Origin of the sequence: Microbacterium pseudoresistens, from assembly GCF_013409745.1 — a bacterium.
Taxonomy (GTDB): Bacteria; Actinomycetota; Actinomycetes; order Actinomycetales; family Microbacteriaceae; genus Microbacterium; species Microbacterium pseudoresistens.
This window is the reverse complement of record NZ_JACCBH010000001.1, coordinates 2,472,538-2,496,382: the sequence shown is the minus strand read 5'-3', so window position 1 is coordinate 2,496,382 and position 23,845 is coordinate 2,472,538. Positions and strand designations below refer to the sequence as shown.

General features: G+C 69.7%; 24 protein-coding genes. 12 read left to right on the top strand and 12 right to left on the bottom strand.

Annotated elements, in window-relative coordinates; all coding sequences use genetic code 11:
• The first annotated feature begins 19 nt into the window (after positions 1-19).
• The 3 genes from BKA02_RS12260 to BKA02_RS12250 are packed head-to-tail and all read left to right on the top strand — an operon-like array spanning position 20 to position 1,397.
• Positions 20-400: a DUF3099 domain-containing protein gene (locus BKA02_RS12260; protein WP_179434426.1), complete on the top strand. Its 381-nt coding sequence runs from the start codon at positions 20-22 to the stop codon at positions 398-400.
• A complete protein-coding gene (locus BKA02_RS12255) occupies positions 397-582 on the top strand; it encodes a hypothetical protein (RefSeq protein ID WP_343045406.1) in 186 nt (61 codons plus the stop codon). Before BKA02_RS12260 ends, BKA02_RS12255 begins: the two co-directional genes overlap by 4 nt.
• Positions 579-1,397, top strand: a complete 819-nt coding sequence (locus BKA02_RS12250; protein ID WP_179434425.1) for an SURF1 family cytochrome oxidase biogenesis protein — start codon at positions 579-581, stop codon at positions 1,395-1,397. The genes BKA02_RS12255 and BKA02_RS12250 overlap by 4 nt, the downstream gene beginning before the upstream one ends.
• A 20-nt stretch (positions 1,398-1,417) precedes the next feature.
• Here BKA02_RS12250 and BKA02_RS12245 read toward each other — a convergent pair whose 3' ends face one another.
• The 4 genes from BKA02_RS12245 to BKA02_RS12230 all read right to left on the bottom strand — a co-directional run bounded on the left by BKA02_RS12245 (position 1,418) and on the right by BKA02_RS12230 (position 5,024).
• Positions 1,418-3,016: an ATP-binding cassette domain-containing protein gene (locus BKA02_RS12245; RefSeq protein WP_179434424.1), complete on the bottom strand. Its 1,599-nt coding sequence runs from the start codon at positions 3,014-3,016 to the stop codon at positions 1,418-1,420.
• Between the two features lie 124 nt (positions 3,017-3,140).
• On the bottom strand, positions 3,141-3,737 hold the full coding sequence (locus BKA02_RS12240; protein ID WP_179434423.1) for an energy-coupling factor transporter transmembrane component T family protein: 597 nt from the start codon (positions 3,735-3,737) through the stop codon (positions 3,141-3,143).
• Complete coding sequence (locus tag BKA02_RS12235; protein ID WP_179434422.1) at positions 3,734-4,414, bottom strand: ATP-binding cassette domain-containing protein; 681 nt, start codon at positions 4,412-4,414, stop codon at positions 3,734-3,736. Before BKA02_RS12235 ends, BKA02_RS12240 begins: the two co-directional genes overlap by 4 nt.
• Positions 4,404-5,024, bottom strand: coding sequence for a biotin transporter BioY (locus tag BKA02_RS12230; RefSeq protein ID WP_179434421.1), 621 nt, complete (start codon positions 5,022-5,024; stop codon positions 4,404-4,406). The genes BKA02_RS12235 and BKA02_RS12230 overlap by 11 nt, the downstream gene beginning before the upstream one ends.
• A 71-nt stretch (positions 5,025-5,095) precedes the next feature.
• On the opposite strand from BKA02_RS12230, the gene BKA02_RS12225 reads away from it, so the two are divergent.
• The 5 genes from BKA02_RS12225 to BKA02_RS12205 all read left to right on the top strand — a co-directional run bounded on the left by BKA02_RS12225 (position 5,096) and on the right by BKA02_RS12205 (position 9,965).
• The gene (locus BKA02_RS12225; RefSeq protein WP_179434420.1) at positions 5,096-5,656 is read left to right on the top strand and encodes a TetR family transcriptional regulator; all 561 of its coding nucleotides are present in this window, start codon (positions 5,096-5,098) and stop codon (positions 5,654-5,656) included.
• 100 nt (positions 5,657-5,756) lie between these two features.
• A complete protein-coding gene (locus BKA02_RS12220; protein ID WP_179434419.1) occupies positions 5,757-6,452 on the top strand; it encodes a VTT domain-containing protein in 696 nt (231 codons plus the stop codon).
• A 5-nt stretch (positions 6,453-6,457) separates the two neighbouring features.
• Positions 6,458-7,738, top strand: coding sequence for a sensor histidine kinase (locus BKA02_RS12215; RefSeq protein ID WP_179434418.1), 1,281 nt, complete (start codon positions 6,458-6,460; stop codon positions 7,736-7,738).
• On the top strand, positions 7,735-8,403 hold the full coding sequence (locus tag BKA02_RS12210; RefSeq protein ID WP_179434417.1) for a response regulator: 669 nt from the start codon (positions 7,735-7,737) through the stop codon (positions 8,401-8,403). The genes BKA02_RS12215 and BKA02_RS12210 overlap by 4 nt, the downstream gene beginning before the upstream one ends.
• 161 nt (positions 8,404-8,564) lie before the next feature.
• Positions 8,565-9,965 (top strand): acyltransferase family protein, encoded by a 1,401-nt coding sequence (locus BKA02_RS12205; RefSeq protein ID WP_179434416.1) that lies wholly within the window; start codon positions 8,565-8,567, stop codon positions 9,963-9,965.
• Here the strand turns inward: BKA02_RS12205 and BKA02_RS12200 are convergent.
• The 7 genes from BKA02_RS12200 to sufB form a co-directional block, all read right to left on the bottom strand.
• Positions 9,910-11,289 carry an MFS transporter gene (locus BKA02_RS12200; protein ID WP_343045405.1) on the bottom strand — a complete coding sequence of 460 codons (1,380 nt, stop codon included), beginning with the start codon at positions 11,287-11,289 and terminating at the stop codon, positions 9,910-9,912. The genes BKA02_RS12205 and BKA02_RS12200 overlap by 56 nt on opposite strands.
• Positions 11,286-12,449: an aminotransferase class I/II-fold pyridoxal phosphate-dependent enzyme gene (locus BKA02_RS12195; RefSeq protein WP_179434415.1), complete on the bottom strand. Its 1,164-nt coding sequence runs from the start codon at positions 12,447-12,449 to the stop codon at positions 11,286-11,288. Before BKA02_RS12195 ends, BKA02_RS12200 begins: the two co-directional genes overlap by 4 nt.
• Positions 12,450-12,535: 86 nt before the next feature.
• Positions 12,536-12,865, bottom strand: coding sequence for a metal-sulfur cluster assembly factor (locus BKA02_RS12190; RefSeq protein WP_179434414.1), 330 nt, complete (start codon positions 12,863-12,865; stop codon positions 12,536-12,538).
• Positions 12,866-12,874: 9 nt separating this feature from the next.
• The gene (gene sufC, locus BKA02_RS12185) at positions 12,875-13,645 is read right to left on the bottom strand and encodes a Fe-S cluster assembly ATPase SufC (RefSeq protein WP_179434413.1); all 771 of its coding nucleotides are present in this window, start codon (positions 13,643-13,645) and stop codon (positions 12,875-12,877) included.
• Between the two features lie 51 nt (positions 13,646-13,696).
• Positions 13,697-14,032 (bottom strand): non-heme iron oxygenase ferredoxin subunit, encoded by a 336-nt coding sequence (locus tag BKA02_RS12180; protein WP_179434411.1) that lies wholly within the window; start codon positions 14,030-14,032, stop codon positions 13,697-13,699.
• On the bottom strand, positions 14,029-15,234 hold the full coding sequence (gene sufD, locus BKA02_RS12175) for a Fe-S cluster assembly protein SufD (RefSeq protein ID WP_179434409.1): 1,206 nt from the start codon (positions 15,232-15,234) through the stop codon (positions 14,029-14,031). Before sufD ends, BKA02_RS12180 begins: the two co-directional genes overlap by 4 nt.
• On the bottom strand, positions 15,235-16,653 hold the full coding sequence (gene sufB / locus BKA02_RS12170; RefSeq protein ID WP_179434407.1) for a Fe-S cluster assembly protein SufB: 1,419 nt from the start codon (positions 16,651-16,653) through the stop codon (positions 15,235-15,237). It lies immediately after the preceding gene.
• Between the two features lie 222 nt (positions 16,654-16,875).
• Between sufB and BKA02_RS12165 the strand changes: the two genes are divergently transcribed.
• A complete protein-coding gene (locus tag BKA02_RS12165) occupies positions 16,876-17,829 on the top strand; it encodes a COX15/CtaA family protein (RefSeq protein WP_179434405.1) in 954 nt (317 codons plus the stop codon).
• 36 nt (positions 17,830-17,865) lie between these two features.
• Here the strand turns inward: BKA02_RS12165 and BKA02_RS12160 are convergent, their stop codons facing one another.
• Positions 17,866-18,774: a heme o synthase gene (locus BKA02_RS12160; protein ID WP_370467893.1), complete on the bottom strand. Its 909-nt coding sequence runs from the start codon at positions 18,772-18,774 to the stop codon at positions 17,866-17,868.
• 251 nt (positions 18,775-19,025) lie between these two features.
• Between BKA02_RS12160 and tkt the strand changes: the two genes are divergently transcribed.
• The 3 genes from tkt to BKA02_RS12145 are packed head-to-tail and all read left to right on the top strand — an operon-like array spanning position 19,026 to position 23,832.
• On the top strand, positions 19,026-21,122 hold the full coding sequence (gene tkt, locus BKA02_RS12155) for a transketolase (RefSeq protein ID WP_179434403.1): 2,097 nt from the start codon (positions 19,026-19,028) through the stop codon (positions 21,120-21,122).
• Positions 21,119-22,231 (top strand): transaldolase, encoded by a 1,113-nt coding sequence (gene tal / locus BKA02_RS12150; protein WP_179434401.1) that lies wholly within the window; start codon positions 21,119-21,121, stop codon positions 22,229-22,231. The genes tkt and tal overlap by 4 nt, the downstream gene beginning before the upstream one ends.
• Positions 22,228-23,832, top strand: a complete 1,605-nt coding sequence (locus BKA02_RS12145; RefSeq protein ID WP_179434399.1) for a glucose-6-phosphate isomerase — start codon at positions 22,228-22,230, stop codon at positions 23,830-23,832. Before tal ends, BKA02_RS12145 begins: the two co-directional genes overlap by 4 nt.
• The last annotated feature ends 13 nt before the right edge of the window (positions 23,833-23,845 follow it).

Genomic DNA, 23,845 nt, shown 5'->3' with positions numbered 1-23,845 from the left:
GGCGTAGGCTGGACGCATCGTGAAAAGGACTCCCGACGCCGCCGCCGTCACCTCGCTCCCTCGCGCTCCGCAGGACGAGGCGCAGTCGCGCGTGCGTCACTACATCGTCACGATGGGGATCCGCGTCGTCTGCTTCATCCTCATGGTCACGATCCAGCCATACGGCTGGTACACGTGGGTGTTCGGCATCGCCGCGGCCGTCCTCCCGTACATCGCGGTGGTGTTCGCCAACGCGGGCGACGACTCCGTCGAGGTCCCCGTCGAATCCCCCGTGCAGGAGCTCACCGGTGCGCGTCCCGCGGAGCCATCGGCGGCGAAGGCTTCCGATGCGGTGATCACGATCCAGGAGACCCCGGCACCATCGCGCGTCGAGCATCCGGGCGCCGAGACCGCATCGTGATCAAGTGCTCGCGCGCGGGATGCCTCTCCCCCGCCACGCACCGCGTCGTCTGGCGCAACCCGCGCATCCATACCGCCGATCGCGAGAAGATCTGGCTCGCGTGCGATGAGCACGTCGATTTCCTCAGCGACTACCTGCGTGCGCGCGAGTTCCCCGTCGAGGTTCGCGAGGGCGTCGCATGAGGCAGCGACTGCTGCGCTGGAGCGCCTATGTGGCGGTGGCGATCGTCTTCGCCGTCGTCTGCGTCATGCTGTCGAACTGGCAGTTCTCGCGCAACGAGGGCCGCGAGACCGAGATCCGCCTCGTCGAGCAGAATTACGATGCCGGCCCTGTGCCGCTGGACGAGCTGCTCGCCCCGGGTGCGGCGCTCGCCGAAGACGACGAATGGCATCCGGTCGCGCTGCACGGCGAGTACCTCGTGGACGACACGCTGCTTGCCCGCAACCGCCCGCACGGCGGGACGAGCGCGTTCGAGGTGCTCGTCCCGTTCCGCATCGACGACGGACGGGTATTCATCGTCAACCGCGGGTGGGTGCCCCCGGGGGAAGGCGCGTTGCCCGATCTGGTTCCCGCTCCTCCGGAGGGAATCGTCGACGTGGTCGTGCGCCTGCGCGTCGGCGAGCCGCTCCCCCCGTCCGGCCGCGGCGCGCCGGAGGGTCAGGTGCCCACGATCAATCTGCCCGCCGTGGCCGAGGCGATCGGCACAACCGGCGTCGACACCGGCGCCTACGGCGAGCTGGTGAGCGAGAATCCTGCTCCTGCCACCCGCCCGCACGCCTTCGACGTGCCTTCGGAGGATCCCGGCCCGCACCTGTCTTACGCGATCCAATGGATCCTGTTCGCCATCATGGGCTTCATCTTCATCGGATACATCATCCGCACGGAGGTCGTGAAGCACCGCGAAGAAGTGGAAGGGCGCCCCGCTGTCCCGAAGCGCCCGCGCCGTCGGGACAGCGACGCCGACACCGAGGACGAGCTGCTCGACGCAGCCGGCTGAGCGCCGCGCCGTCGGACGGCTCAGGCGAGCTCGATGAGCTCCTGGTACTCCTTCGACCAGATGTCCTCGACGCCGTCGGGCAGGATCAGCACCCGCTCCGGGTTGAGCGACTCCACGGCTCCGGGGTCGTGCGAGACGAGCACGACGGCGCCTTCGTAGTGCGAAAGCGCGCCGAGGATCTCTTCGCGCGACGCCGGATCGAGGTTGTTCGTCGGCTCGTCGAGCAGGAGCATGTTCGCCGAAGAGACAACGAGCGTCGCCAGCGAGAGCCGCGTCTTCTCCCCGCCCGAGAGGACTCCGGCGGGCTTGTGCACATCGTCGCCGGTGAACAGGAAGGAGCCGAGCACCTTGCGTGCCTCGGTCTCGGTGAGGTCCGGCGCCGCCGACACCATGTTCTCGAGCACAGAGCGGCGCACGTCGAGGTTCTCGTGCTCCTGCGCGTAGTAGCCGACCTTGAGGCCGTGGCCGGGCTCCAGCTGTCCGGTATCGGGATCGTCGACGCCGGCCAGCAGGCGCAGCAACGTTGTCTTTCCCGCACCGTTGAGTCCGAGGACGACGACCTTCGAGCCGCGGTCGATCGCGAGATCCACATCCGTGAAGATCTCCAGCGAGCCGTACGACTTCGACAGCCCCGTCGCCTTCATCGGCGTCTTGCCGCAGGCGGCGGGCTTGGGGAAGCGCAGCTTGGCAACCCGATCGACCTGGCGCACCTCGTCCAGACCCGATAGCAGCTTCTCCGCGCGCGCCACCATCTGGTGCGCCGCCGCGGCCTTGCTCGCCTTCGCCCCGAACCGGGCCGCCTGCAGCTGCAGCTGCGTGGCCTTCTTCTCCGCGTTGGCGCGTTCCTTCTTGCGGCGCTCCTCGTCGGCGACGCGCTGGCGCAGGTAGTTCTTCCAGTTCATGTTGTAGACGTCGATGACCTGACGGTTCGCGTCGAGGTAGAACACCCGGTTCACCGTCTCGCCCACGAGCTCCACGTCGTGACTGATCACGATGAGCCCACCCTTGTAGCCCTTGAGGAACTCGCGCAGCCACACGACGCTGTCGGCGTCGAGGTGGTTGGTCGGCTCGTCGAGGATCATCGTCTGCGCATCCGAGAACAGGATGCGCGCGAGCTCGATGCGTCGACGCTGACCGCCCGAGAGCGTCTTCAGCGGCTGGTCGAGAATGCGGTCGGGCAGGGAGAGGTTGTGCGCGATGGATGCGGCCTCCGCCTCGGCCGCATAGCCGCCGAGAGACTCGAAGCGCTCGGTGGCGTTCGCGAACCTCTTCATCGCCTTGTCGGCGACGGCCGCATCGTCGGAGGCCATCTCTTCGGCGGCCTTCGCCATGCCGAGCTGGATCGAGCCGAGCCCGCGCGCATCGAGAATGCGGGTGCGCGCGAGCATCTCGGGGTCGCCCGTGCGCGGGTCCTGCGGCAGATACCCCAGCTCACCCGAACGGCTGACCGTGCCGTCGGAGGGCAGCACATCACCGGCGAGAACCTTCGTCAGGGTCGTCTTGCCCGCGCCGTTGCGGCCCACGAGGCCGATCTTGTCGCCGTCCGCGACACGGAACGAGACGTTCGACATGAGCATGCGCGCTCCCACGCGGATCTCGAGGTCGTGCACGGCGAGCACAGCGGACGTCCGTTCTTCACAGGGGGATATGCGGCCGGGTGGCCAGCCTCCCAGTATAGGAGGCGCCCCTGAGCACGAACTCCGCGCACACGGGTGCGTCCGAGCCCGTCGCGACGGCGCCGCGTCAGCCGGCGATCCCGCGTGCCGCGAGGGCCTCGCCCACGTCGTCGGCATGACGCAGCACGAGCACGAGCAGCGCCACGCCCGCACGAGGGCCCGTACGCAGGCCGCGCGCTCGCTGCGCGTCGCGCACCTGCCCGATCAGACCTGCCATGACGGGGATCGTCGCGATGGCGAGCGAGAGCGTCAGCGCCACGACCTCCGGATCCACCCCGACGCGGCGCAGCGGCCCCAGCGCGCGTTGCAGCGCCTCCATCAGTGCACCGAAGCGCGTGGTGCAGGTGAGCAGGTCGGCGAGCAGGATGAGGGCGACGATCCGTCCGACCGCGATGAACGCGGTGGCGGGGTCGGCGAAGAAGAACAGCGCAGCGCCCAGGATGACGACCAGCGGCAGCACCCGCAACCAGGCCCGGCCGAGAACCCGCGCCGGAAGGCCGGCGAGCACGTATCCCGCGCTCGCGATGAGCACCGCGACGGCCATTCCCACCACGCCCCACGGGAGCAGCGAGAGCAGCAGGGCCGCCGCGGCGAGCAGGGCGAGCTTGCCGCCGGCCGGGGCACGATGAATGGCGCTGTCGCCCGGAACGTACAACTGCCTCATCCGACGGCCCCACAGTATGCGGCGATCACGGCATCCGGCCTTCCCCGCGAGACGACGCGACCCTCGTCGAAGAGGACGGCCTCGTCGCAGCGCGCGGCGAGTTCCAGGTCGTGCGTGACGAACACGACCGGGGTCTCGATGCCTTCCAGGAGCAGATCGCCGATCATCCGGGCATTGCGGCGATCCAGCATCGTGGTCGGTTCATCCGCGACCACGAGCTCCGGTTCGGTCGCGAGGATGGATGCGATGGCGAGCAGCTGCTTCTGGCCTCCCGAGAGCTCGGCCGCCGGCGCCTCGGCGAACGCGCCGAGGCCGAAGCGATCGAGCACCTCGAGCGCCCGGCCCCTGGCCTCAGCGCGCGGCAGACCGCGCAGCGACAGGGCCACGTCTTCGACCGGCGTCGGCATGAGGATCTGCGCATCCGCGTTGGCGAAGATGAAGCCGACGCGAGAGCGCAGTGCTTTGGCTTCGCGCGCCGGATCCATGCCAAGCACCTGCACTGTGCCCGTCGAGGGCACCGCGAGTCCGTTGAGCATGCGGACGAAACTCGACTTCCCCGAACCGTTCGCACCGATCACCGCCGTCCGCTGCGCGGCGATGCGCACATCGATCTCCTCCAGCACCGCGGTGTCGCCGTAGCGCAGCGAGACACCGTCGAAGCGGATGTCAGCGGGCACGTGCCGCCCCGGCGAAAGCGCGGGGATATGCGCGGTGCAGCCCGACGACGAGCAGAGTCGCCACGGCGACCTTGATGGCGTCACCGGGCAGGAATACCAGACTCGACAGCGCCGTGGGGCCGAGGGGGACCTGGGTCACAAGCGCCTGAACAGGCACGCCGAAAGCGTAGACGACCACGATGCCGCCGATCGTCGCGGCCAGAGCCGTCCGCCACCAGGAGAAGCGTCCGGAGCGGGCGATGAGGCCGATCACGACGACGCCGACGATCCAGCCCAGCAGATAGCCCGCCGTCGGGCCGACGAAGACTCCGAGACCGCCGCGACCGCCCGCGAGCACGGGAAGCCCTGCCGCGGCCAGGGCGAGCACGGTGAGGATGGCCATGGGCGCGCGCCGTGAGCCGAGCACGAGGCCCGCCAGCATCACGCCCAGGGTCTGGCCGGTCAGCGGCACTCCCCCGGCGAGCGGGATCGTCACCAGGCCGAGCGCGATGATCAGAGCAGCGAAGACCGCAATGCGCGCGAGGTCGCCGGCAAGCGGTCGCGCCGCGGTGGACGTGGCCACCGCGGACGGCGAGATCGGGTCGGACGTCGTGGGGGCGGGCGTTGCCATGGTTCTCCTTGAAGACTCGAACACCGTACCTGAACAGTGTTCACCTGAACGCTGTTCACTATACTGCGAGCATGACTCCTCCGCGCACCGCCCGGCACGACCGCGGTCACGTCGTCGACGTGGCGCTCGAACTGCTCGACCGCGTCGGCTTGCCGGATCTCACGATGCGGCGTCTCGCGGCCGAGCTCGATGTGCAGCCCAGCGCCCTGTACTGGCATGTGGCGAGCAAGCAGGAGCTACTCGCCGCCGTGGCCGATCGCATCCTCGACAGGACGCCTCCCTCCCCGGACGACGGAGTCCCGGCGGCGGCGCGCAGCATCCGCGACGCCCTCCTCGCCTACCGCGACGGGGCAGAGGTCGTCATGAGCTCCTATGCGCTCGGCCTGGGCGCCCGCCACGCGTACGACGTGCTCGCGGGAGCCCTCCGCCGCGCAGGCATTCCCGATGTCGATGCCTCGGCCGCCGTGCTGCTGCAGTTCGTCCTCGGTCACACGCTCGTCGTGCAGCAGCGGATGCACGCGGAGAGCCACGGCGCCGCGGGGGTCGACGGAGGCTGGATCGAATCGGCGCGCTCCGACGCGGCGATCTTCGATCACGGCGTGCGCGCACTCGTGGCGCTTCCCGCTCGCTGAGGTCTCACCCCACGGGGGTGATCAGAATCACTCCGCAGGATGAGGCATCCGATACCGCGGAGTGATGCCTCCCTGCGCACCGGGTTCGTAGCGTCGGAGCGTGGAAGCGATCAACGACCTCATCCTCGCCGCCGCCGCGTCGCCGTGGCTGCTTCTCGTGATGTTCCTCACCGCAGTGATCGACGGCTTCTTCCCGCCGATCCCGAGCGAGACCGTGCTGGTCGCCGCGGCGGCTGTCTCCGTCTCCGGCGGAGGCACGAACCTCGTCCTGCTGTGCCTCGTCGCCGCGATCGGAGCGGCGATCGGCGACAACATCGCCTATGCGATCGGGCGCGGCGTCGGTACGACGCGCTTCCGCTGGATGCGTCGTCCGCGCGTGGCCGCGTCGTTCCAGCGCGTCCAGAGCACGCTCCTCCGGCGCGGCGCGCCCCTCATCCTCGGTGCGCGCTACATCCCGGTCGGACGCGTCGCCGTCAACATGTCCGCCGGAGCGCTCGGATACCCCTGGCGACGCTTCCTCCCCCTCAGCGCGGTCGCGGGCGTCACCTGGGCGACGTACAGCGCCGGCCTCGGCATCCTGGCCGGCCACTGGCTCGAGGACCAGCCGCTGCTCAGCGCCGTCGTCGGCATCGCCTTCGCGCTCGTCATCGGCGTGGTCATCGACCGAGTGGCCGCCTCCCGCCACCGCAGCGCGCCGCAGCGGGCTGACGCTTCCGGCATCGCCGAGAGGCAGAGCATCGCCGAGAGGCAGAGCATCGCCGAGAGGCAGCCGCACGCGAGGTCGATGGCAGGATGACAGGCATGAGGGCGAAGAAGGTTCGGAGCCGAAAGGAGGGGCCGGAGAAGGAACGGCCGACGAAGGCACTCCAGCACACACTCTCCCGGATCCGGCGGATCCTGCCTCGAGGCCGCACGAATGCGCTGATCCTCATCCTCTCCCTCGTCGCCGTCGTGCTGTACTCGGTCCTGGTGCCGATCCACACGACCGCCTACGGCTCCCCCGTCGCGGTGACGATGGCGCTCGCGCTGGCCGCCGTCGTCGCCCCTCTCGTCTCGGTGCGCCATCCGAACCTCGCGATCATCCTGTTCACGGCATCCGCGGTGCTCATCCCGCTGATGATCTCTCGCGCCGCGGCTCCGAGCGCCCCCTGGCCGTGGTCGGTGCCGATGCTGCTCGCCTTCGCGGTGGTGGTGGCGGCCATCACTTTCCGGCACGGATGGCGTCCCGGGCTCGTCCAGTTCGGTCTCGGCAGCGCCGCAGGCGTGACGGCGGCGATCATGCTGCCGTCGATCCCCAGCGGCAATTCGCTCATCGTCACGACCTCGGTCATCGGCGGCGTCTACCTCGTCGCCGTGCTGCTGGCCGGCCGCCTGCGCCTGGGCGACGAACTCACCCGGGAACGTGCGCACACCGCGCAGGAGCAGTCCCGCCGCGTGCTGGTCGAGGAGCGCTCGCGCATCGCCCGCGACCTGCACGACATCGTCGCGCACAGCATGTCGCTCATCCAGGTGCAGGCATCCACCGCCCGCTATCGGGTCGAGGGCCTCTCCCCCGCGGCGATCGCCGAGTTCGACGACATCGCGGGCACGGCGCGCACCGCGCTGGTCGAGATGAGGCGCCTGCTCGGCGTGCTCCGCACGGAGGACCAGGCCGCCGAGCTCGCCCCGCAGCAGGGGCTCGACGACATCCCCGCCCTCGTCGAGACCGTGCGCAGGGCCGGCGCCGACGTCGAGCTGGCGCAGCGCGGTGACGCGAAGGCCTCCGACATCTCCCAGACCGTGCAGATCAGCGCCTTCCGCATCGTGCAGGAGGCGCTGAGCAATGCGGTGCGGCACGCTCCGGGCGCGCCGGTCCGCGTATCGCTCGTCAGGGATCCGGATGCGGTGCGGATCGAGGTCCGCAACGGAGCGGGCACGGCCCCGTCCTCGACGGGCGCGGGGCACGGCCTTCGCGGCATGCGGGAACGCGTGGCCCTGCTCGGCGGTAGCCTGGAGACCGGTCCGGACGACAGCGGCGGCTGGACGGTGAACGCGGTGCTTCCCTATGACCGCGGTCCGGACGGCTCCGAGGAGGACGGATGAGCGTGACAGTCCTCATCGCCGATGATCAGGCGATGGTGCGGGCCGGCTTCGCCGCACTCCTGGACGCGCAGGAGGGCATCCGCGTCGTCGGTCAGGCCTCCGACGGCGCGCAGGCGGTGAGCCTCGCCGCCCGCCTGGAGCCCGACGTCGTGCTCATGGACGTGCGGATGCCCGAGGTCGACGGCATCGAGGCGACCCGACGCATCCTGGGCAGCGGATTTCCCGCGGCCCGCGTGCCCCGCATCCTGATGCTGACCACCTTCGACCTCGACGACTACGTTTACGACGCGCTGCAGGCCGGTGCCAGCGGATTTCTCCTCAAGGACGCCCTGCCCGAAGAGCTCGTGCAGGCGGTGCGGGTGATCGCAGCGGGCGACGCCCTGCTGTCGCCGAGCGTGACGCGCCGGATGATCACGCAGTTCGCCGCGCAGAAGCCCCGTGCCTCGCGAGCCGCCGGAAGGCTCCGCGACCTCACCGAGCGCGAGCGGGAGGTGCTCGTGCTCATCGGCCGCGGCCTGTCGAACGCGGAGATCGCGGCGACGCTGTTCATCGCCGAGCAGACCGTCAAGACCCATGTCGGCAAGGTGCTCGCCAAGGTCGGCGCGCGCGATCGCATCCACGCGGTGATCCTCGCGTACGACAGCGGGCTCGTCGAAACCGCCTGAGCGTCCGGCATCCTCCCCATCCCGCGGGTGCGCTCGATCCCGCGGGGCGGGCTGAGAACCGGCGGATATCCCGCCCGGGTACGGGGCGCATCGAGACCCCGGTGTGATGCGCGCGCCGCCATCCCCTCCATAACCTCCGGTGAACCCACCGAGGAGGGCCCATGACCGTCATCGCACCGACACCACGGCAGATCGCCGCGACGCCCCGCTCCGCAACCGTGACCTCGCGACGTGAGGAGGAGCGGACAACGAGCGGTCACCCCGCGCGGGATCGCGGGATCGACCTCGTCCGTGCGTTCTGCGTGCTCTGCGTCGTCTCCCTGCACGCGCTGATGGTCGGGGTGGCGCTGACCCCCGACGGCCCCGTGTTCGAGAACGCCGCCGAGGGCGCCTGGTGGGCCGTCCCGCTGAGCTGGGCCCTCCAGGTGATGCCGCTCTTCTTCGTCGTCGCGGGCTTCGCGGGCCGTCGCGCTTTCGACGCTGCACGCTCACGCGGACGGGACGGCGTCTGGTTCGTCACCTCGCGTCTGCACCGTTTGCTGCGGCCGGCCGTGGCGGTCGTCGCGGTCGTGGGCATCGCCCTGTGCGGCCTCCTGCTCGCGGGCGTTCCCGCAGAACTCGTCGCCGTCGCGGGGTTCCGATACGGGCAGCCGCTATGGTTCCTCGGGGTCTTCCTGCTCTGTCAGGCGCTACTGCCCCTGGCGGTGCGGTGGCACGAGCGAGCGCCCCTGCGCACCGTGGGAGTGCTCGTCGGTGCGGCGGTCGCGGTGGATGCCGCACGCGCCGTGACGGGTCTCGGCGCCGTGGGCATGCTGAACCTCGCCTTCGTCTGGCTCGCACTGCAGCAGCTCGGCTTCTTCCTCGCCGACGGCCGGATCGACGCGTTGCCTCGCCGTGTGCGCATCGGCGCGGGAGCGCTGGCGGCGGCGCTGCTTGTCGTTCTGTGCCTCACGGGCGTCTGGAGCGCCGATCTCGTCTCGCACCTGAACCCGCCGACAACGGCACTCCTCCTCGTCGGCGCGGCGCACACCTGCCTCCTGTCGCTGCTCCGCCCTCCGCTCGCAGCGCTCGCAGAGCGTCCGCTGCCGGCGGCTCTCACCGCCTTCGTGACTCGTCGCACCATGACCATCTACCTCTGGCACATGCCCGTGCTGCTGACCTTGGCGGGCACCAGCGCTCTGCTCGGCATGGCGGGCGTCATCACGGTTCCCGTGCCGGGAAGCGGGTCGTGGTGGCTGGAGCGTCCCGCCTGGCTGATCCTCGCCCTCGCGCTCACCGCACTGCTCGCCGTCCCGCTGACGCGCATCGAGCACACGGCTCTCCCGCTCGGCACGACCGAGGCGTCGCGCGCCGCGATCGCGACCGTGCTCGGCATCCTGGGCGTCGTGCTGCTGCTGGCGGCGGGGACGACCCCGTTGACCGCCGCAGCGGCACTGCTCCTCTTCGCTGCCGCCCTGCGGTTGCGCAGGTCTGCCCGCCGGTCGGAAGATGCCCGGGCGGTGCGGATCAGCCGACGGCGGGACGCCCCAGTCGGAGGCCGGGCACAGCCGCGGCGAGGATGAGCACGCCCGAGAGGACGTATACCGCGGCGAAGGCCCCCGCACCCGCCGCCGCGGCGCCGAAGACCAGACCCGCGACCGCCATGATCACAGCCGAGCCCGTCGCATCCGCGATCGAGAGCGCAGAGGAGTTGAAGCCCTCATCGGCCGGAGTGGAGTACGCGAGCATGAGCACGTTGAGCATCGGATACAGCAGGCCCATCCCGCCGCCCGCGAGCGCCCAGCCCGCCATCGCCAGCAGCGGAGAGGCGCCGGCGAGAGCGACGATCGTGACCACGGCCAGCGCCGAGAGCAGCAGGGAGAGCCCGATCGCCGAGGAGCGCACGCTGCCGAGGCGCTCGCCCCACTGGCCCTGCACCCAGGATCCGAACGACCAGGAGAGCGCGGACCCCGTCAGCACGAGTCCGGCATACGTGGGCGAGAAGGAGAACTCGTCCATCAGCAGGTACGGGATGTATGCCTCGGCCGCGAAGAAGGCTCCGGCGATGAGTGCGCGCATGAGGATGACGCTGGGCAACCCCCGCACAGAGCGCAGCGTGCCCCGGGGCAGGAGCGGGAGCACCGCGAGACCCAGCACGACGACGGCCGAGGCCGCCACCGGCCAGCGCCACGCCGCCGGCGCCTCCACGGCGAGACCGACGACGATCGCCGCGACCGCGACCACCACCGCCAGAAGCATCCGCACCCCCACGCGGGCGAGGGAGCCCGAGGCGTCTCCGGCGCGGAGCTCGACGGCTCGCAGCCGGATAATGATGGCCACGAGGGCGATGATGGCGAGCGCGGCGACGCCGAGGAAGGTCCATCGCCAGTCCAGCAGCTCGGTGACGGCTCCCGCCAGCGCCGGACCGACCATGGAGGGCACCACCCAGGCGGCCGAGAAGACCGCGAAGACGCGGCCGTGCATCCGCGGCGGATACAGCCGTGCGACGACCACGTACAGCGCCACCGTCTGCCCGCCGGCGCCCAGGCCCTGCACGAGGCGGCCGGCCAGCAGCACGGGCATCGTCTGCGCCAATCCCGCGATCAGCAGTCCCAGGATGAACAGCGCGGTCGCGGTGTACACCGGGGCGCGCGGAGCGGCACGATCCGTCCATGCGCCGACGGCGACCATTCCGACCACACCGGTCGCGAGCGTTCCCGCGAACGCCACCGCGTACAGCGACTGCCCGTCCAGATCGGCGCTGACGACGGGCATCACGGTCGTCACCGCCAGTGCCTCCAGCGCACCGAGGAAGATCAGGGCGACCGCCCCGAGCGTCACAGCGAGGTAGCGCGGGCTCCAGATGGACTCGCGCAGGGCGTCGGGAGCCTCTTCCGGCGCCGTCACGCCGCGGTCAGCGCCGCGATCCGCGTCACCGCCTCCCGGAGGACCTCCGGCGCGCAGCCGAGGTTGATGCGGATATGCCCCGCCCCCTCGGTGCCGAACGTCGGGCCGCGGTTCACCGCGACGCGCGCCTCCTTGAGCACGCGACCCGCCGGGTCGTCCCCCCAGCCCAGTCCGCGCAGGTCCACCCACGCGAGATAGCCCGCCTCCGGCATCCGGTATCGGGCCGCGGGGATCGCCTCCGCCAGGAGGTCGGCGAGCAGCCGGCGGTTCTCATCCAGCGCGGCGAGAAGCGATTCGAGCCAGCCGTCCGAGGCTTCGTCCCATGCGGCGACCCCGGCCATCGCACCGAAGAGACCCGTGCGCCACTCCACCTCGTCGGGCAGGCCGCGCACGATGGCGGCGGGCCCGTCGCCCGCCGTGACCATCACCGCGCACTTGAGTCCGGCGAGGTTGTACGCCTTGCTCGCACTCGTCACCGCGTAGCCGACCTCGGCCGCCGCCGGCGAGGCGGTGAGGAACGGCGTGTAGTCGACGCCCGGCTGCACGAGCGGCCCGTGGATCTCGTCACTCACGACGATCGCGCCATGCTCGGCGGCGAGCTCGGCCAGGCGCGCCAGGGAGTCCTGCGTGTGCACCGTGCCCGTCGGATTATGCGGATTGCACAGTAGGACGGCGCGAGCACCGCCTCTCAAGGCCGCCTCGATCCCGGCGAGGTCGAGCTCCCAGCCGCTCTCCACACCGCCCAGGAGCGGCACTCGCTCGATGACCGCCCCGGCCTCTTCGACGCAGTCGTAGAACGGCGGGTACACCGGCGGGGTGACGATCACCCGGTCCCCCGGGCGCAGCGCAGCACGGAGGATCTCCACGACCCCCATCATCACGTCGCAGGTCGAACGCACCCGCTTCGGGTCGACGCTCCATCCCCAGCGCCGCCCGGCATACGCCGCGAACGCGGCTTTGATGCCAGGGTCCGGCGGCGTATAACCGGTGTCGCCGAGCTCGACCGCGGTGCGCAGGCGGGCCGTGATCGGATCGGCGAGAGGGAAGTCCGTCTCCGCGACGAAGAGGGGAAGCACGTCCTCCGGGTAGGTGCGCCACTTCGTGCTGGAGCGCTGGCGGAGCTGATCGACGGGGAGGGCGCGGAGGGGCGTTGCTGTCACCCTCCGAGCCTACCGATGCGCAGAGGCCCCGGTGCCTCAGAAGAGGGCATCCGTGCAGCGGACACGCTACGCGCGGAAAGGCGTGCTCAGATGGCGAAACCGAGAGCGCGCATCATGTCGCGTCCGTCGTCCGTGATCCGCTCCGGGCCCCACGGCGGCATCCACACCCAGTTGATGCGGAAGCGGTCCACGACGCTGTCCAGTGCCTGCGCGGTCTGCTCCTCGAGCACGTCGGTGAGCGGGCAGCCCGCGCTGGTGAGCGTCATATGGATGACGAGGGCATCGTTCTCGTCATCCCAGGCGAGGTCGTAGATGAGGCCGAGGTCGACGACGTTGATCCCGAGCTCCGGGTCCATGACGTCCTTGAGAGCCTCGGTGACCTCCTCGTACTTCTCCTCGGTGAGCGTCGCGGTCATGCCCTCACCCTACGCTTCGATGGGAGCCGCGGGGTCGAGGAAGCGATCGTAGCCCTCGTCCTCGAGGCGATCGGCCAGCTCGGCGCCGCCCTCTTCGACGATCTTGCCCGCGACCACCACGTGCACGAAGTCGGGGCGGATGTAGCGGAGGATGCGCGTGTAGTGCGTGATGAGCAGCACGCCGAGGTTCGTGTCGGCCTTGGCGCGGTTCACGCCCTCCGAGACGATCTTCAGTGCGTCGACGTCGAGACCCGAGTCGGTCTCGTCGAGCACGGCGATCTTCGGCTTGAGCACCTCGAGCTGGAGGATCTCGTGACGCTTCTTCTCGCCGCCCGAGAAGCCCTCGTTGACGTTGCGCTGGGCGAACTTCGGGTCCATGCGCAGGTTCGTCATCGACTGCTTGACGTCCTTGGTCCACTGACGGATCGAGGGGGCCTCGCCGTCGAGGGCCGTCTTGGCCGTGCGCAGGAAGTTGGTGACCGTGACGCCGGGGATCTCCACCGGGTACTGCATCGCGAGGAACAGGCCCGCGCGGGCGCGCTCGTCGACGCTCATCTCCAGGACGTCCTCGCCATCGAGCGTGATGGAGCCGCTCGTGACGGTGTACTTGGGGTGACCGGCGATCGTGTACGCCAGAGTCGACTTGCCCGAGCCGTTGGGGCCCATGATGGCGTGCGTCTCGCCGGTGCGCATGGTCAGGTTGACGCCGTTGAGGATGGGCGTCGTGCCGGCGTCGGTCTCGACCGTCACGTGGAGGTCGCGGATCTCGAGGACAGACATGAATTGTTCCTTCGTCAGGGGGTTCGGATGATCGTCACGGGTGCCGGGCTCTCAGGCCACCGGCACGTCCTTCGTGAGTTGGGGATCGATGAGGAGGTCGTCGCCGTCGATCTGGACGACGTAGACCGGCACCGGTTCGTAGGCGGGCAGGTTCAGCGGCTTGCCGGTGTCGAGCGAGAACGCCGAGCCGTGGGCCCAGCACTCCAGCGTCTTGCCTTCGACGAAGCCCTCGGACAGCGAGATGTCGCCGTGCGTGCAGGTGTCGCCGATGGCGTGGATCTCGCCGTCGGAGTCGAGCACGACTGCGATCGGCACGCCGTCGAGCACGACCCGCAGCGGCGTGTCCTGCTCCAGCTCGCTGACGGCGCAGGCCCGTTGCGCGGTCATGCCGCCGCCTCGGTGGCAGCCAGCTCCACCTCGATCGCGGCCAGCAGCTCCTCCTGCAGCGAGGGGATGCGGATGCGCTGCACGATGTCGCTGAGGAAGCCCAGTACGACCAGGCGCCGCGCCTGCTCCTCGTCGATACCGCGCGCCTGCAGATAGAACAGCTGCTCGTCGTCGAAACGACCCGTCGCGCTGGCGTGGCCTGCGCCGAGGATGTCGCCGGTCTCGATCTCGAGGTTCGGGATCGAGTCGGCGCGCGCGCCCTCGGTGAGCACCAGGTTGCGGTTGGCCTCGTAGGAGTCGGTGCCGGTGGCGTCCTGGCCGATCAGCACGTCGCCGATCCACACGCTGTGGGCCTTCTCGCCCTGGAGGGCTCCCTTGTAGAGCACGTCGCCCGTGGTGTGCGGGCCCTTGTGGTGCAGGAAGACCTGGCTTTCCAGATGCTGGCCGGAATCGGCGTAGGTGAGGCCGTACAGTCGCCCTTCGGCGCCGGCGCCGGTGAGCTCGACGCTGGGGTTCACCCGCACGACACCGCCGCCGAAGCTGACGACGATGTGAGTGAGGGCGGCGTCGCGGCCGACCGTCGCCTGGTGCGACGCGGCGTGCACGGCCTCGTCGTCCCATTGCTGCACGGAGATGACCGTGAGCTTGGCGCCGTCGCGGACGAGGATCTCGACGTTCTCGGCGAACTGCGCCGCGCCGTGATGACGCAGCAGCACGGTCGCGGAACTGTTCGAACCCGCCTCGATCACGAGGTGCGCATCCGCGCGCTGGTCGGCTCCCTGTCCGGTCATCGAGAGGACGATGGGCTCCGCGACCTCCTCACCGGCGGGGATCGCGAGGTGCAGCGCCTCGGACGTGCCCTGCCAGGCCACGGCCGCGATCACGTCCTCCGGGCGGAAGAACTCGCCGCGCGGCGCGTCGGCGCTGCCGAGACCGGCGCGCACGAACGACTCGTCGCTGATCTCGACCGTGACGCCCTTCGAGGCGCCGGCCACGTCGAACAGCGGCGTGAGCGCGGCCACCGGGGTGTGCTTCCAGTTGACCTCGAGGCCGGTCGGCGCACCGAAATCGGCCGGATCGAACGAGTGCGGACGCTCGGAGCGGGTCTGCACCGGCACGAAGGCGTCGGTCACCTGCGCTGCGGGGTCCACGTGGGCATGCGTGTTCTGCGCCGTCTCCGGCGCCGTCGTCGCGGCGGTCATCTAGCCGACCGATCCTTCCATGCCCATCTCGATGAGCTTGTTCAGTTCCATCGCGTACTCCATGGGCAGCTCGCGTGCGATCGGCTCGATGAAGCCGCGCACGATCATCGCCATGGCCTCGGTCTCCTCGAGACCGCGCGACATGAGGTAGAAGAGCTGCTCCTCGCTGACCTTCGAGACCGTGGCCTCGTGGCCCAGCTGCACATCGTCCACGCGGATGTCGATCGCCGGATACGTGTCGGAACGCGACTGGGTGTCGACGAGCAGGGCATCGCAGACCACGGAGTTGGCCGAGTGATGCGCGGCAGGATCCACGCGGACCTCGCCGCGGTAGCCGGCGCGGCCACCGCCGCGGGCGATCGATTTGGAGACGATCGAGGACTGCGTGTACGGCGCCATGTGGATCATCTTCGCGCCGGCGTCCTGATGCTGGCCGGGGCCGGCGAAGGCGACGGACAGCGTCTCGCCCTTGGCGTGCTCGCCCATCAGGTAGATCGACGGGTACTTCATCGTCACCTTGGAGCCGATGTTGCCGTCGACCCACTCCATCGTCGCGCCCTCGTGGGCGACGGCGCGCTTGGTGACGAGGTTGTAGACGTTGTTCGACCAGTTCTGGATCGTCGTGTAGCGCACGCGGGCGTTCTTCTTCACGATGATCTCGACCACGGCCGAGTGCAGCGAGTCCGACTTGTAGATCGGCGCCGTGCAGCCTTCGATGTAGTGCACATAGCTGTCTTCGTCGGCGATGATCAGGGTCCGCTCGAACTGGCCCATGTTCTCGGTGTTGATGCGGAAGTACGCCTGCAGCGGGATCTCCACGTGCACGCCCTTGGGTACGTACACGAACGAGCCGCCCGACCACACGGCCGTGTTCAGCGCGGCGAACTTGTTGTCGCCTGCGGGGATCACGGTGCCGAAGTACTCCTCGAAGAACTCGGGGTGCTCGCGCAGCGCCGTGTCGGTGTCCATGAAGATGACGCCCTGAGCCTCGAGGTCCTCGCGGATCTGGTGGTACACGACCTCCGACTCGTACTGCGCGGCGACGCCGGCGACGAGGCGCTGGCGCTCGGCCTCGGGGATGCCGAGGCGCTCATAGGTCTCGCGGATGTCCTCGGGCAGCTCCTCCCAGGAACCGGCCTGCTTCTCCGTGGATCGCACGAAGTACTTGATGTTGTCGAAGTCGATCTCGCTGAGGTCGGCGCCCCAGGTCGGCATCGGCTTGCGGCCGAAGAGCTGCAGACCTTTGAGACGGGTCTTGAGCATCCATTCCGGTTCGCTCTTCAGCGCGGAGATGTCACGGACGACGGCTTCGCTCAGGCCGCGCTTCGCGCTGGCTCCGGCGGCATCGGCGTCGTGCCATCCGAATTCGTACACCCCCAGACCATCGAGCTCCGGGCGGTCGATCAGCACATCCGACATACACACTCTCCTTTTGGGCTCTGGCGGTATCAGCCGCCCCGGCGTGCCGAATCTCCGTCGAGTGAGCGGAGTTCGGGAGCCGCTACGGGGCCCTCATCACGACGCGGGCTTCGCGCCTAGACTGTTGGCGAGGCGCGGTGCGTCTCGCAACACACCCGATTCTACAGGTTCCCCCGACATTCCGGCCGTGCGCGTCCACAACCGTGGGGATCCGGAGGCCGCATGCCCGAGACCACCGCCCCTGTTCGCCCACGCTCGCTCGGCTCACGGTTCCACGGCTGGCTGCCGACGACGATCGACACGCGCATCCGCGTCTTCGCGTGGCTCTCGTTCATCGCCGAGGTGCTGATCATCGGCACCGGCGGCGCGGTGCGCCTGTCGGGGTCGGGCCTGGGCTGCTCGCAGTGGCCGCTGTGCACCCCCGACTCGCTCGTGCCCACCGATGCCCAGGGCTATCACGGCGTCATCGAGTTCGGGAACCGCACGATGACCGGCGTCGTCGGCCTGCTCGCACTGGCCGTGCTCATCCTGGTCTGGCGCATCCGGCGCGAGCGGCGCGACCTGTTCGTGCTCGCCGTCGTCGTGCTCGTCGGCGGAGTGCTCCCCCAGGCGATCATCGGCGGCATCACCGTGCTGACGGGCCTCAATCCCTTCATCGTCGGCTTCCATTACACGGTGTCCCTGCTGCTCGTCTGCGCGACGGCGGCGTTCCTCGTGCGCATGAATCAGCCCGCAGGCGCTCGCACTCGCGTCGTACCGCCGTGGTTCGCGGTCCTCACCCACGTGACCGGACTCGCGCTGGCCGCCACGATCGTGTTCGGGGTGCTCACGACCGGATCCGGTCCGCACTCGGGCGATGCCGATGTCAAGCGGCACGGCTTCGACGCGACGGTGATGGCCCACGTGCACTCGTGGCCCGGCTACATCCTCGCGGGGCTCGTGCTGCTCTTGGCGATCACCGCCTGGATGCTGCGGCTGAACCCGAAGAAGTGGCTCCTCGTGCTCATCGTCGCGATCGCCGTGCAGGTCGGTGTGGGCGTGCTCCAGGCGCGCAACGGTCTGCCCGAGGTGCTGGTCGGAATCCACATGGTGCTCGCCGCGCTCTCGGCAGCGGTGTACACGGTCGTGGTGCTGCGACTGAAGAGCCCGACCGGCGAAACCGACGACGCGCGCTGAGCCCGCTCCCGCACGCCGCGGAAGCATTCGTGGCGCTCAGGCGCCGAACGGCAGGATGCGCAGCAGCGGGTCGACCGCGACGGCGAGGAAGATCAGCGTCAGATAGCTGATCGAGGCGTGGAACACGCGCATCGGCTTCGGGGACGCGCCTCGCACGGCCTGGCTGTACAGCCGGTGCGACTCGTACACGAACCAGCCGCCGAACACGAGCGCCGAGACCGTGTAGATGAGCCCCATTCCCGCCACGGGGATGAGCAGCAGCGAACAGGCCAGGGTCGCCCAGGCGTACAGGATCACCTGCAGGCCGACCTGGGCGGCGTTGCGCGTGACGCCGAGCATCGGCACGTCGACGTCTTCGTAGTCGTCCTTGTACTTCATCGACAGCGGCCAGTAGTGCGGCGGGGTCCAGAGGAAGATGAGCACGAAGAGGATGAGCGGCGGCCAGTCGAGCGATCCCGTCACGGCGGCCCAGCCGATGAGCACGGGGAAGCACCCGGCGATGCCGCCCCACACGATGTTCTGCTCGGTGCGGCGCTTGAGGAGCATCGTGTAGATCACGACGTAGAAGAAGATGGCGCCCGCCGACAGCCCCGCGGCCAGCACGTTGGTCGTCGCCAGCAGCCAGACGGTCGAGACGACCGCCAGCGTCCAGGAGAAGACGAGGGCCGCACGGGGCGTGATCTCGCCCGTCACGAGCGGACGGTTCTCGGTGCGGTGCATGTGCGCATCGATGTCGCGGTCGAGGTACATGTTGAACGAGGCCGCCGATCCGGCGGACATCGCGCCGCCGAACACGGTGGCGAAGATGAGCCAGGGGTTCGGCATCCCGCCCTGCGCGAGGAACATGACCGGAATCGTGGAGACGAGCAGAAGCTCCATCACACGCGGCTTCGTCAGGGCGATGTACGCCCCGATGGTCCGCCTCAATGAGCGATCTGCCTTCACGGGATCAGTGACCGTCGAGATGCTGATCGCCTCCTCCGATATCCGCGCGCGTCGCCTTTCAGTCTACGGCACCGGCGTGTCGGCAATCTTCGCCGCCACCGTGCGGTTTCAGCCGTCGTAACGCCCGCATGACATGACTAAGCTGAAACCGCCTGCGCGCCCGAGTGTCGTCGCCGCAGTTCTCCGTGTATGCGCGGAGATCGCGTTCGGTGACGTGGGCGCCCACCAACCTCGCCAGAAAGGGCCTTTGCGTGTCGGAACTGAAGTGGGAAGAGATCGATCGACGCGCGGTGGACACTGCCCGACTGCTCGCGGCGGACGCCGTGCAGAACGTGGGCAACGGCCACCCCGGAACCGCGATGAGCCTCGCCCCCGTGGCCTATCTGCTGTATCAGCGGGTGATGCGCCACGACCCCGCCGACACCGATTGGCTGGGCAGGGACCGTTTCATCCTCTCGGTCGGCCATTCCTCTCTCACCCAGTACGTGCAGTTGTACCTGGGCGGCTTCGGACTCGAGCTCGAAGACCTCGAGTCGCTGCGCACCTGGGGCTCGAAGACGCCGGGGCACCCGGAGTACGGGCACACCAGGGGCGTGGAGATCACCACCGGGCCGCTGGGCCAGGGACTGGCCTCGGCCGTCGGCTTCGCGTACGCCGCGCGGTACGAGCGCGACCTCTTCGACCCCGAGGCCGCGCCGGGCACGAGCCCGTTCGATCACTTCGTGTACGTGATCGCCGGTGACGGCGACCTGCAGGAGGGTGTGACGAGCGAGGCCTCGTCGCTGGCCGGGCACCAGCAGCTGGGCAACCTCATCGCGATCTACGACTCCAACCGCATCTCGATCGAGGGCGACACCGACGTCGCGTTCACCGAAGACGTCGCCGCCCGCTACCGCGCATACGGCTGGCAGGTGCTCGAGGTCGACTGGACCCGCACCGGCGAGTACGTCGAGGATGCGCAAGAGCTGTACGACGCGATCGAGGCGGGCAAGGCCGAGACCGGCAAGCCCACCCTGATCGTGCTGACCACGATCATCGGCTGGCCTGCTCCGAACAAGAAGGGCACCGAGTCTGTGCACGGCAACGCGCTGGGTGCGGATGAGGTGGCCGCGACCAAGGAGGTGCTCGGCTTCGACCCCGCCGAGAGCTTCGTCATCGAAGACGCCGTGATCGAGCACACCCGCGAGTTGGAAGCCCGCTCGGCCGAGGCGCGCGCGGCCTGGCAGGCCGACTTCGACGCCTGGGCGGGGGCGAACCCCGAGCGCAAGCAGTTGCTGGACCGCCTCGAGGCCGAACAGCTGCCCGACGGCATCGAAGCGCTGCTGCCGTCCTTCGAGGCGGGCACCGAGCTGTCGACCCGTGCCGCGTCGGGCAAGGTCATCAACGCCCTCGCCGATGCTCTCCCCGAGCTGTGGGGCGGTTCGGCCGATCTCGCCGGCTCGAACAACACGACCATCACCTCGGCGAAGTCCTTCATCCCCGCCGAGTGGTCCACGCACGACTGGCAGGGCGGGCCCGACGGCCGCGTGCTGCACTTCGGCATCCGCGAGCACGCCATGGGCGCGATCCTCAACGGCATCACGCTGCACGGCAAGACCCGCTCCTTCGGCGGGACCTTCCTCATCTTCAGCGATTACATGCGCCCGGCCGTGCGCCTGGCGGCGCTCATGGACATCCCGAGCATCTTCGTGTGGACCCATGACTCGATCGCCCTCGGCGAGGACGGTCCGACCCACCAGCCGATCGAGCAGCTGGCGGCGCTGCGTGCCATCCCGAACTTCACCGTGGTGCGTCCAGCCGATGCGGCCGAGACGGCTGTGGCCTGGCTGGAGACCCTGCGCCGCCACGGCGGGCCCACGGGTCTTGCGCTGACGCGGCAGAACGTCCCCGTCTTCGAGCGCGGCGAGGGCAAGGCGTCCGGCTCCGCACTGGCGGCGGCATCGAACGCGGCCAAGGGCGCGTACGTGCTCGCCGAGGCGCCCAACGGCACCCCCGAGGTGCTGCTGATCGCCACCGGATCCGAGGTGCAGCTGGCGCTCGCCGCCCGCGAGACCCTGGCGGAGGACGGCGTGCAGGCACGCGTCGTGTCCGCCCCTTCGCTGGAGTGGTTCGCCGAGCAGGACGACGCGTACCGCGAGTCTGTCCTGCCCGCGGCGATCACGGCTCGCGTCTCGGTCGAGGCGGGGTCGGTGCTCACCTGGCGCGGCATCGTGGGCGACCGCGGCCGTTCGATCGGCATAGACCACTTCGGCGCTTCTGCCGACTACAAGACCCTCTTCCAGAAGTTCGGCATCACCGCCGAGGCCGTCGTCGAGGCGGCGCGCGAGACTCTCAAGGAGAACGCATGACCACCCCCACCGCCCAGCTCTCCGCGGCCGGCGTCAGCATCTGGCTCGACGACCTCTCGCGCACCCGCATCGCCTCGGGCAACCTCGCCCAGCTCATCGAGGACCGCAACGTGGTCGGAGTGACCACGAACCCGACGATCTTCGCGAACGCGATCACCGACCCCGACGACACCTCGTACGACGCGCAGGTCGCCGAGCTCGCCTCGCGCGGTGTCACCGCCGAAGAGGCGATCTTCGAGGCCACCACCCAGGATGTGCGGGATGCGCTCGACGTCTTCCGCCCGGTCTGGGAGCGCACCGGCCACGTCGACGGGCGCGTCTCGATCGAGGTCTCCCCCGACCTCGCGCACGACACCGACGGCACCGTCGCACAGGCAAAGCAGCTGTGGGAGAAGGTCGGACGCGAGAACCTGCTCGTCAAGATCCCGGCCACGAAAGCGGGTCTTCCGGCCATCGAGCAGGCGATCGCCGCGGGCATCAGCGTCAATGTGACCCTCATCTTCAGCATCGAGCGCTACGCCGAGGTCATCGACGCCTATCTGTCGGGTCTGGAGAAGGCGAAGGATGCGGGGATCGACATCTCCGCGATCCACTCGGTCGCGTCGTTCTTCGTCTCCCGCGTCGACACCGAGACCGACAAGCGCCTCGACGCGATCGGCACCGATGCGGCCGCCGCTCTGCGCGGCAAGGCCGGGCTGGCCAACGCCCGGCTCGCCTACGAGCTGTACGAGCAGACCTTCGCGGGCGACCGCGCGGCGGCGCTGCTCGCCGCAGGCGGGAACACGCAGCGACCGCTGTGGGCATCCACCGGCGTGAAGGACCCCTCACTCCCCGACACCCTGTACGTCACCGAGCTCGTCGCGAAGGACGTCGTCAACACGATGCCGGAGAAGACGCTCGAGGCCACCTTCGACCACGGCGTCGTCGTCGGCGACACGATCACGACCGGGTACGAAGACGCCCGCTCCGTGTTCACCGGCCTCGCCGAGGCGGGGGTCGACTTCGCCGACGTCACCCAGGTGCTCGAAGACGAGGGCGTGGCCAAGTTCATCGACTCGTGGCACGATCTGCTCGCCCAGGTCGCGAAGGGCCTGGAGGCCCAGGCATGAGCTTCGAGATCCACGCCTCGGGCGCCCCCGCCGAGGCGATCGACACGGTCGTCCCGCGCCTGGTGGGCGAGCTCGTCGCCTCGCGCATCACGGCGGGAGATTCCACGATCTGGGGCGAGGCGGCGGAGTCCGAGGCGGCAAAGCGCCTCGGCTGGGTGGATGCGGTGAGCGTTTCGCGCCCGCTCGTACCCGAGATCCTCGCCCTCCGCGACGACCTGCGGGCCAAGGGCGTCACCAAGGTCGTCCTCGCCGGGATGGGCGGATCATCGCTGGCTCCCGAGGTCATCGCTCAGACGGCGGGCGTCGAGCTCACCATCCTCGACTCCACCGCCCCCGGCCAGGTGCTCGCCGCGCTGGACTCAGGCCTTGAGAGCACGGTGCTCGTGGTGTCGTCCAAGTCCGGCTCGACCGTGGAGACCGACTCGCAGCGGCGCACCTTCGAGGCGGCCTTCCGCGACATCGGCATCGACCCGCTCGAGCGCATCGTGATCGTCACCGACCCCGGATCGCCCATGGACGAGTGGGCCCGCGGTGCCGGCCACCGTGTCTTCAACGCCGATCCGAACGTGGGCGGACGCTACTCGGCCCTCACCGCCTTCGGCCTCGTGCCCTCGGGCCTCGCGGGCGTCGACATCGCAGAGCTCCTCGACGAAGCCGAGGCGACGCTGCTGCAGGTCGCGATCGACTCCGCCGAGAACCCGGCACTGCGCCTGGCCGCGGCCATCGCAGGCGCCGAGCCCCGCAAGGACAAGCTGGGCCTGATCACCGACGGCACCCACATCGACGGCCTGCCGGACTGGATCGAGCAGCTCGTGGCCGAGTCCACAGGCAAGGACGGCACCGGCATCCTGCCCGTCGTGCTGCTTCCCGTCTCCCCCGAGGTCGAGAACGTACCCGCCGACCTCCAGATCGTGCGCCTGGTCGACGACGCCGACGAGTTCCATCTGCACGAGCGCCACCCCGGTGAGATCCTGCTCAGCGGTTCGCTCGGCGCCCAGTTCATGGTGTGGGAGTACGCGACCGTGATCGCGGGCTATCTGCTGGGGATCAACCCCTTCGACCAGCCCGACGTCGAATCGGCCAAGGTCGCTGCGCGCAGCCTGCTCGACGAGCGCCCAGAGCCGGTCGCCGCCGCGTTCGAGGAGAACGGCGTCGAGGTGCGCGTCACCGATCCGGCGCTCGCCGCCTCCGGCACGATCGCCGGCGTGCTCGACGCGCTCTGGACCCAGCTGCCCGATGACGGCTACGTGAGCATCCAGGCCTACGTGAACCGTCTGGAGATGTCGCAGCTCAAGGGCCTGCGCGAGATGGTGGCCGCAGACTCCGGCCGACCGACCACCTTCGGCTGGGGCCCCCGCTTCCTGCACTCGACCGGCCAGTACCACAAGGGAGGGCCGGCGCAGGGCGTGTATCTGCAGATCCTGGAGCGCACCGACGTCGACCTCGAGATCCCCGATCGGCCGTTCACCTACGGCCAGCTCATCGAGGCACAGGCGACCGGTGACGCGGCGGTGCTCGCCGAGCACGGCCGCCCGGTCGTGACGCTGACCCTCACCGAGGCACAGGACGACGTGCTCGATCTCTTCGAAGCCGCCCAGTAGGAGACCCCTTCTC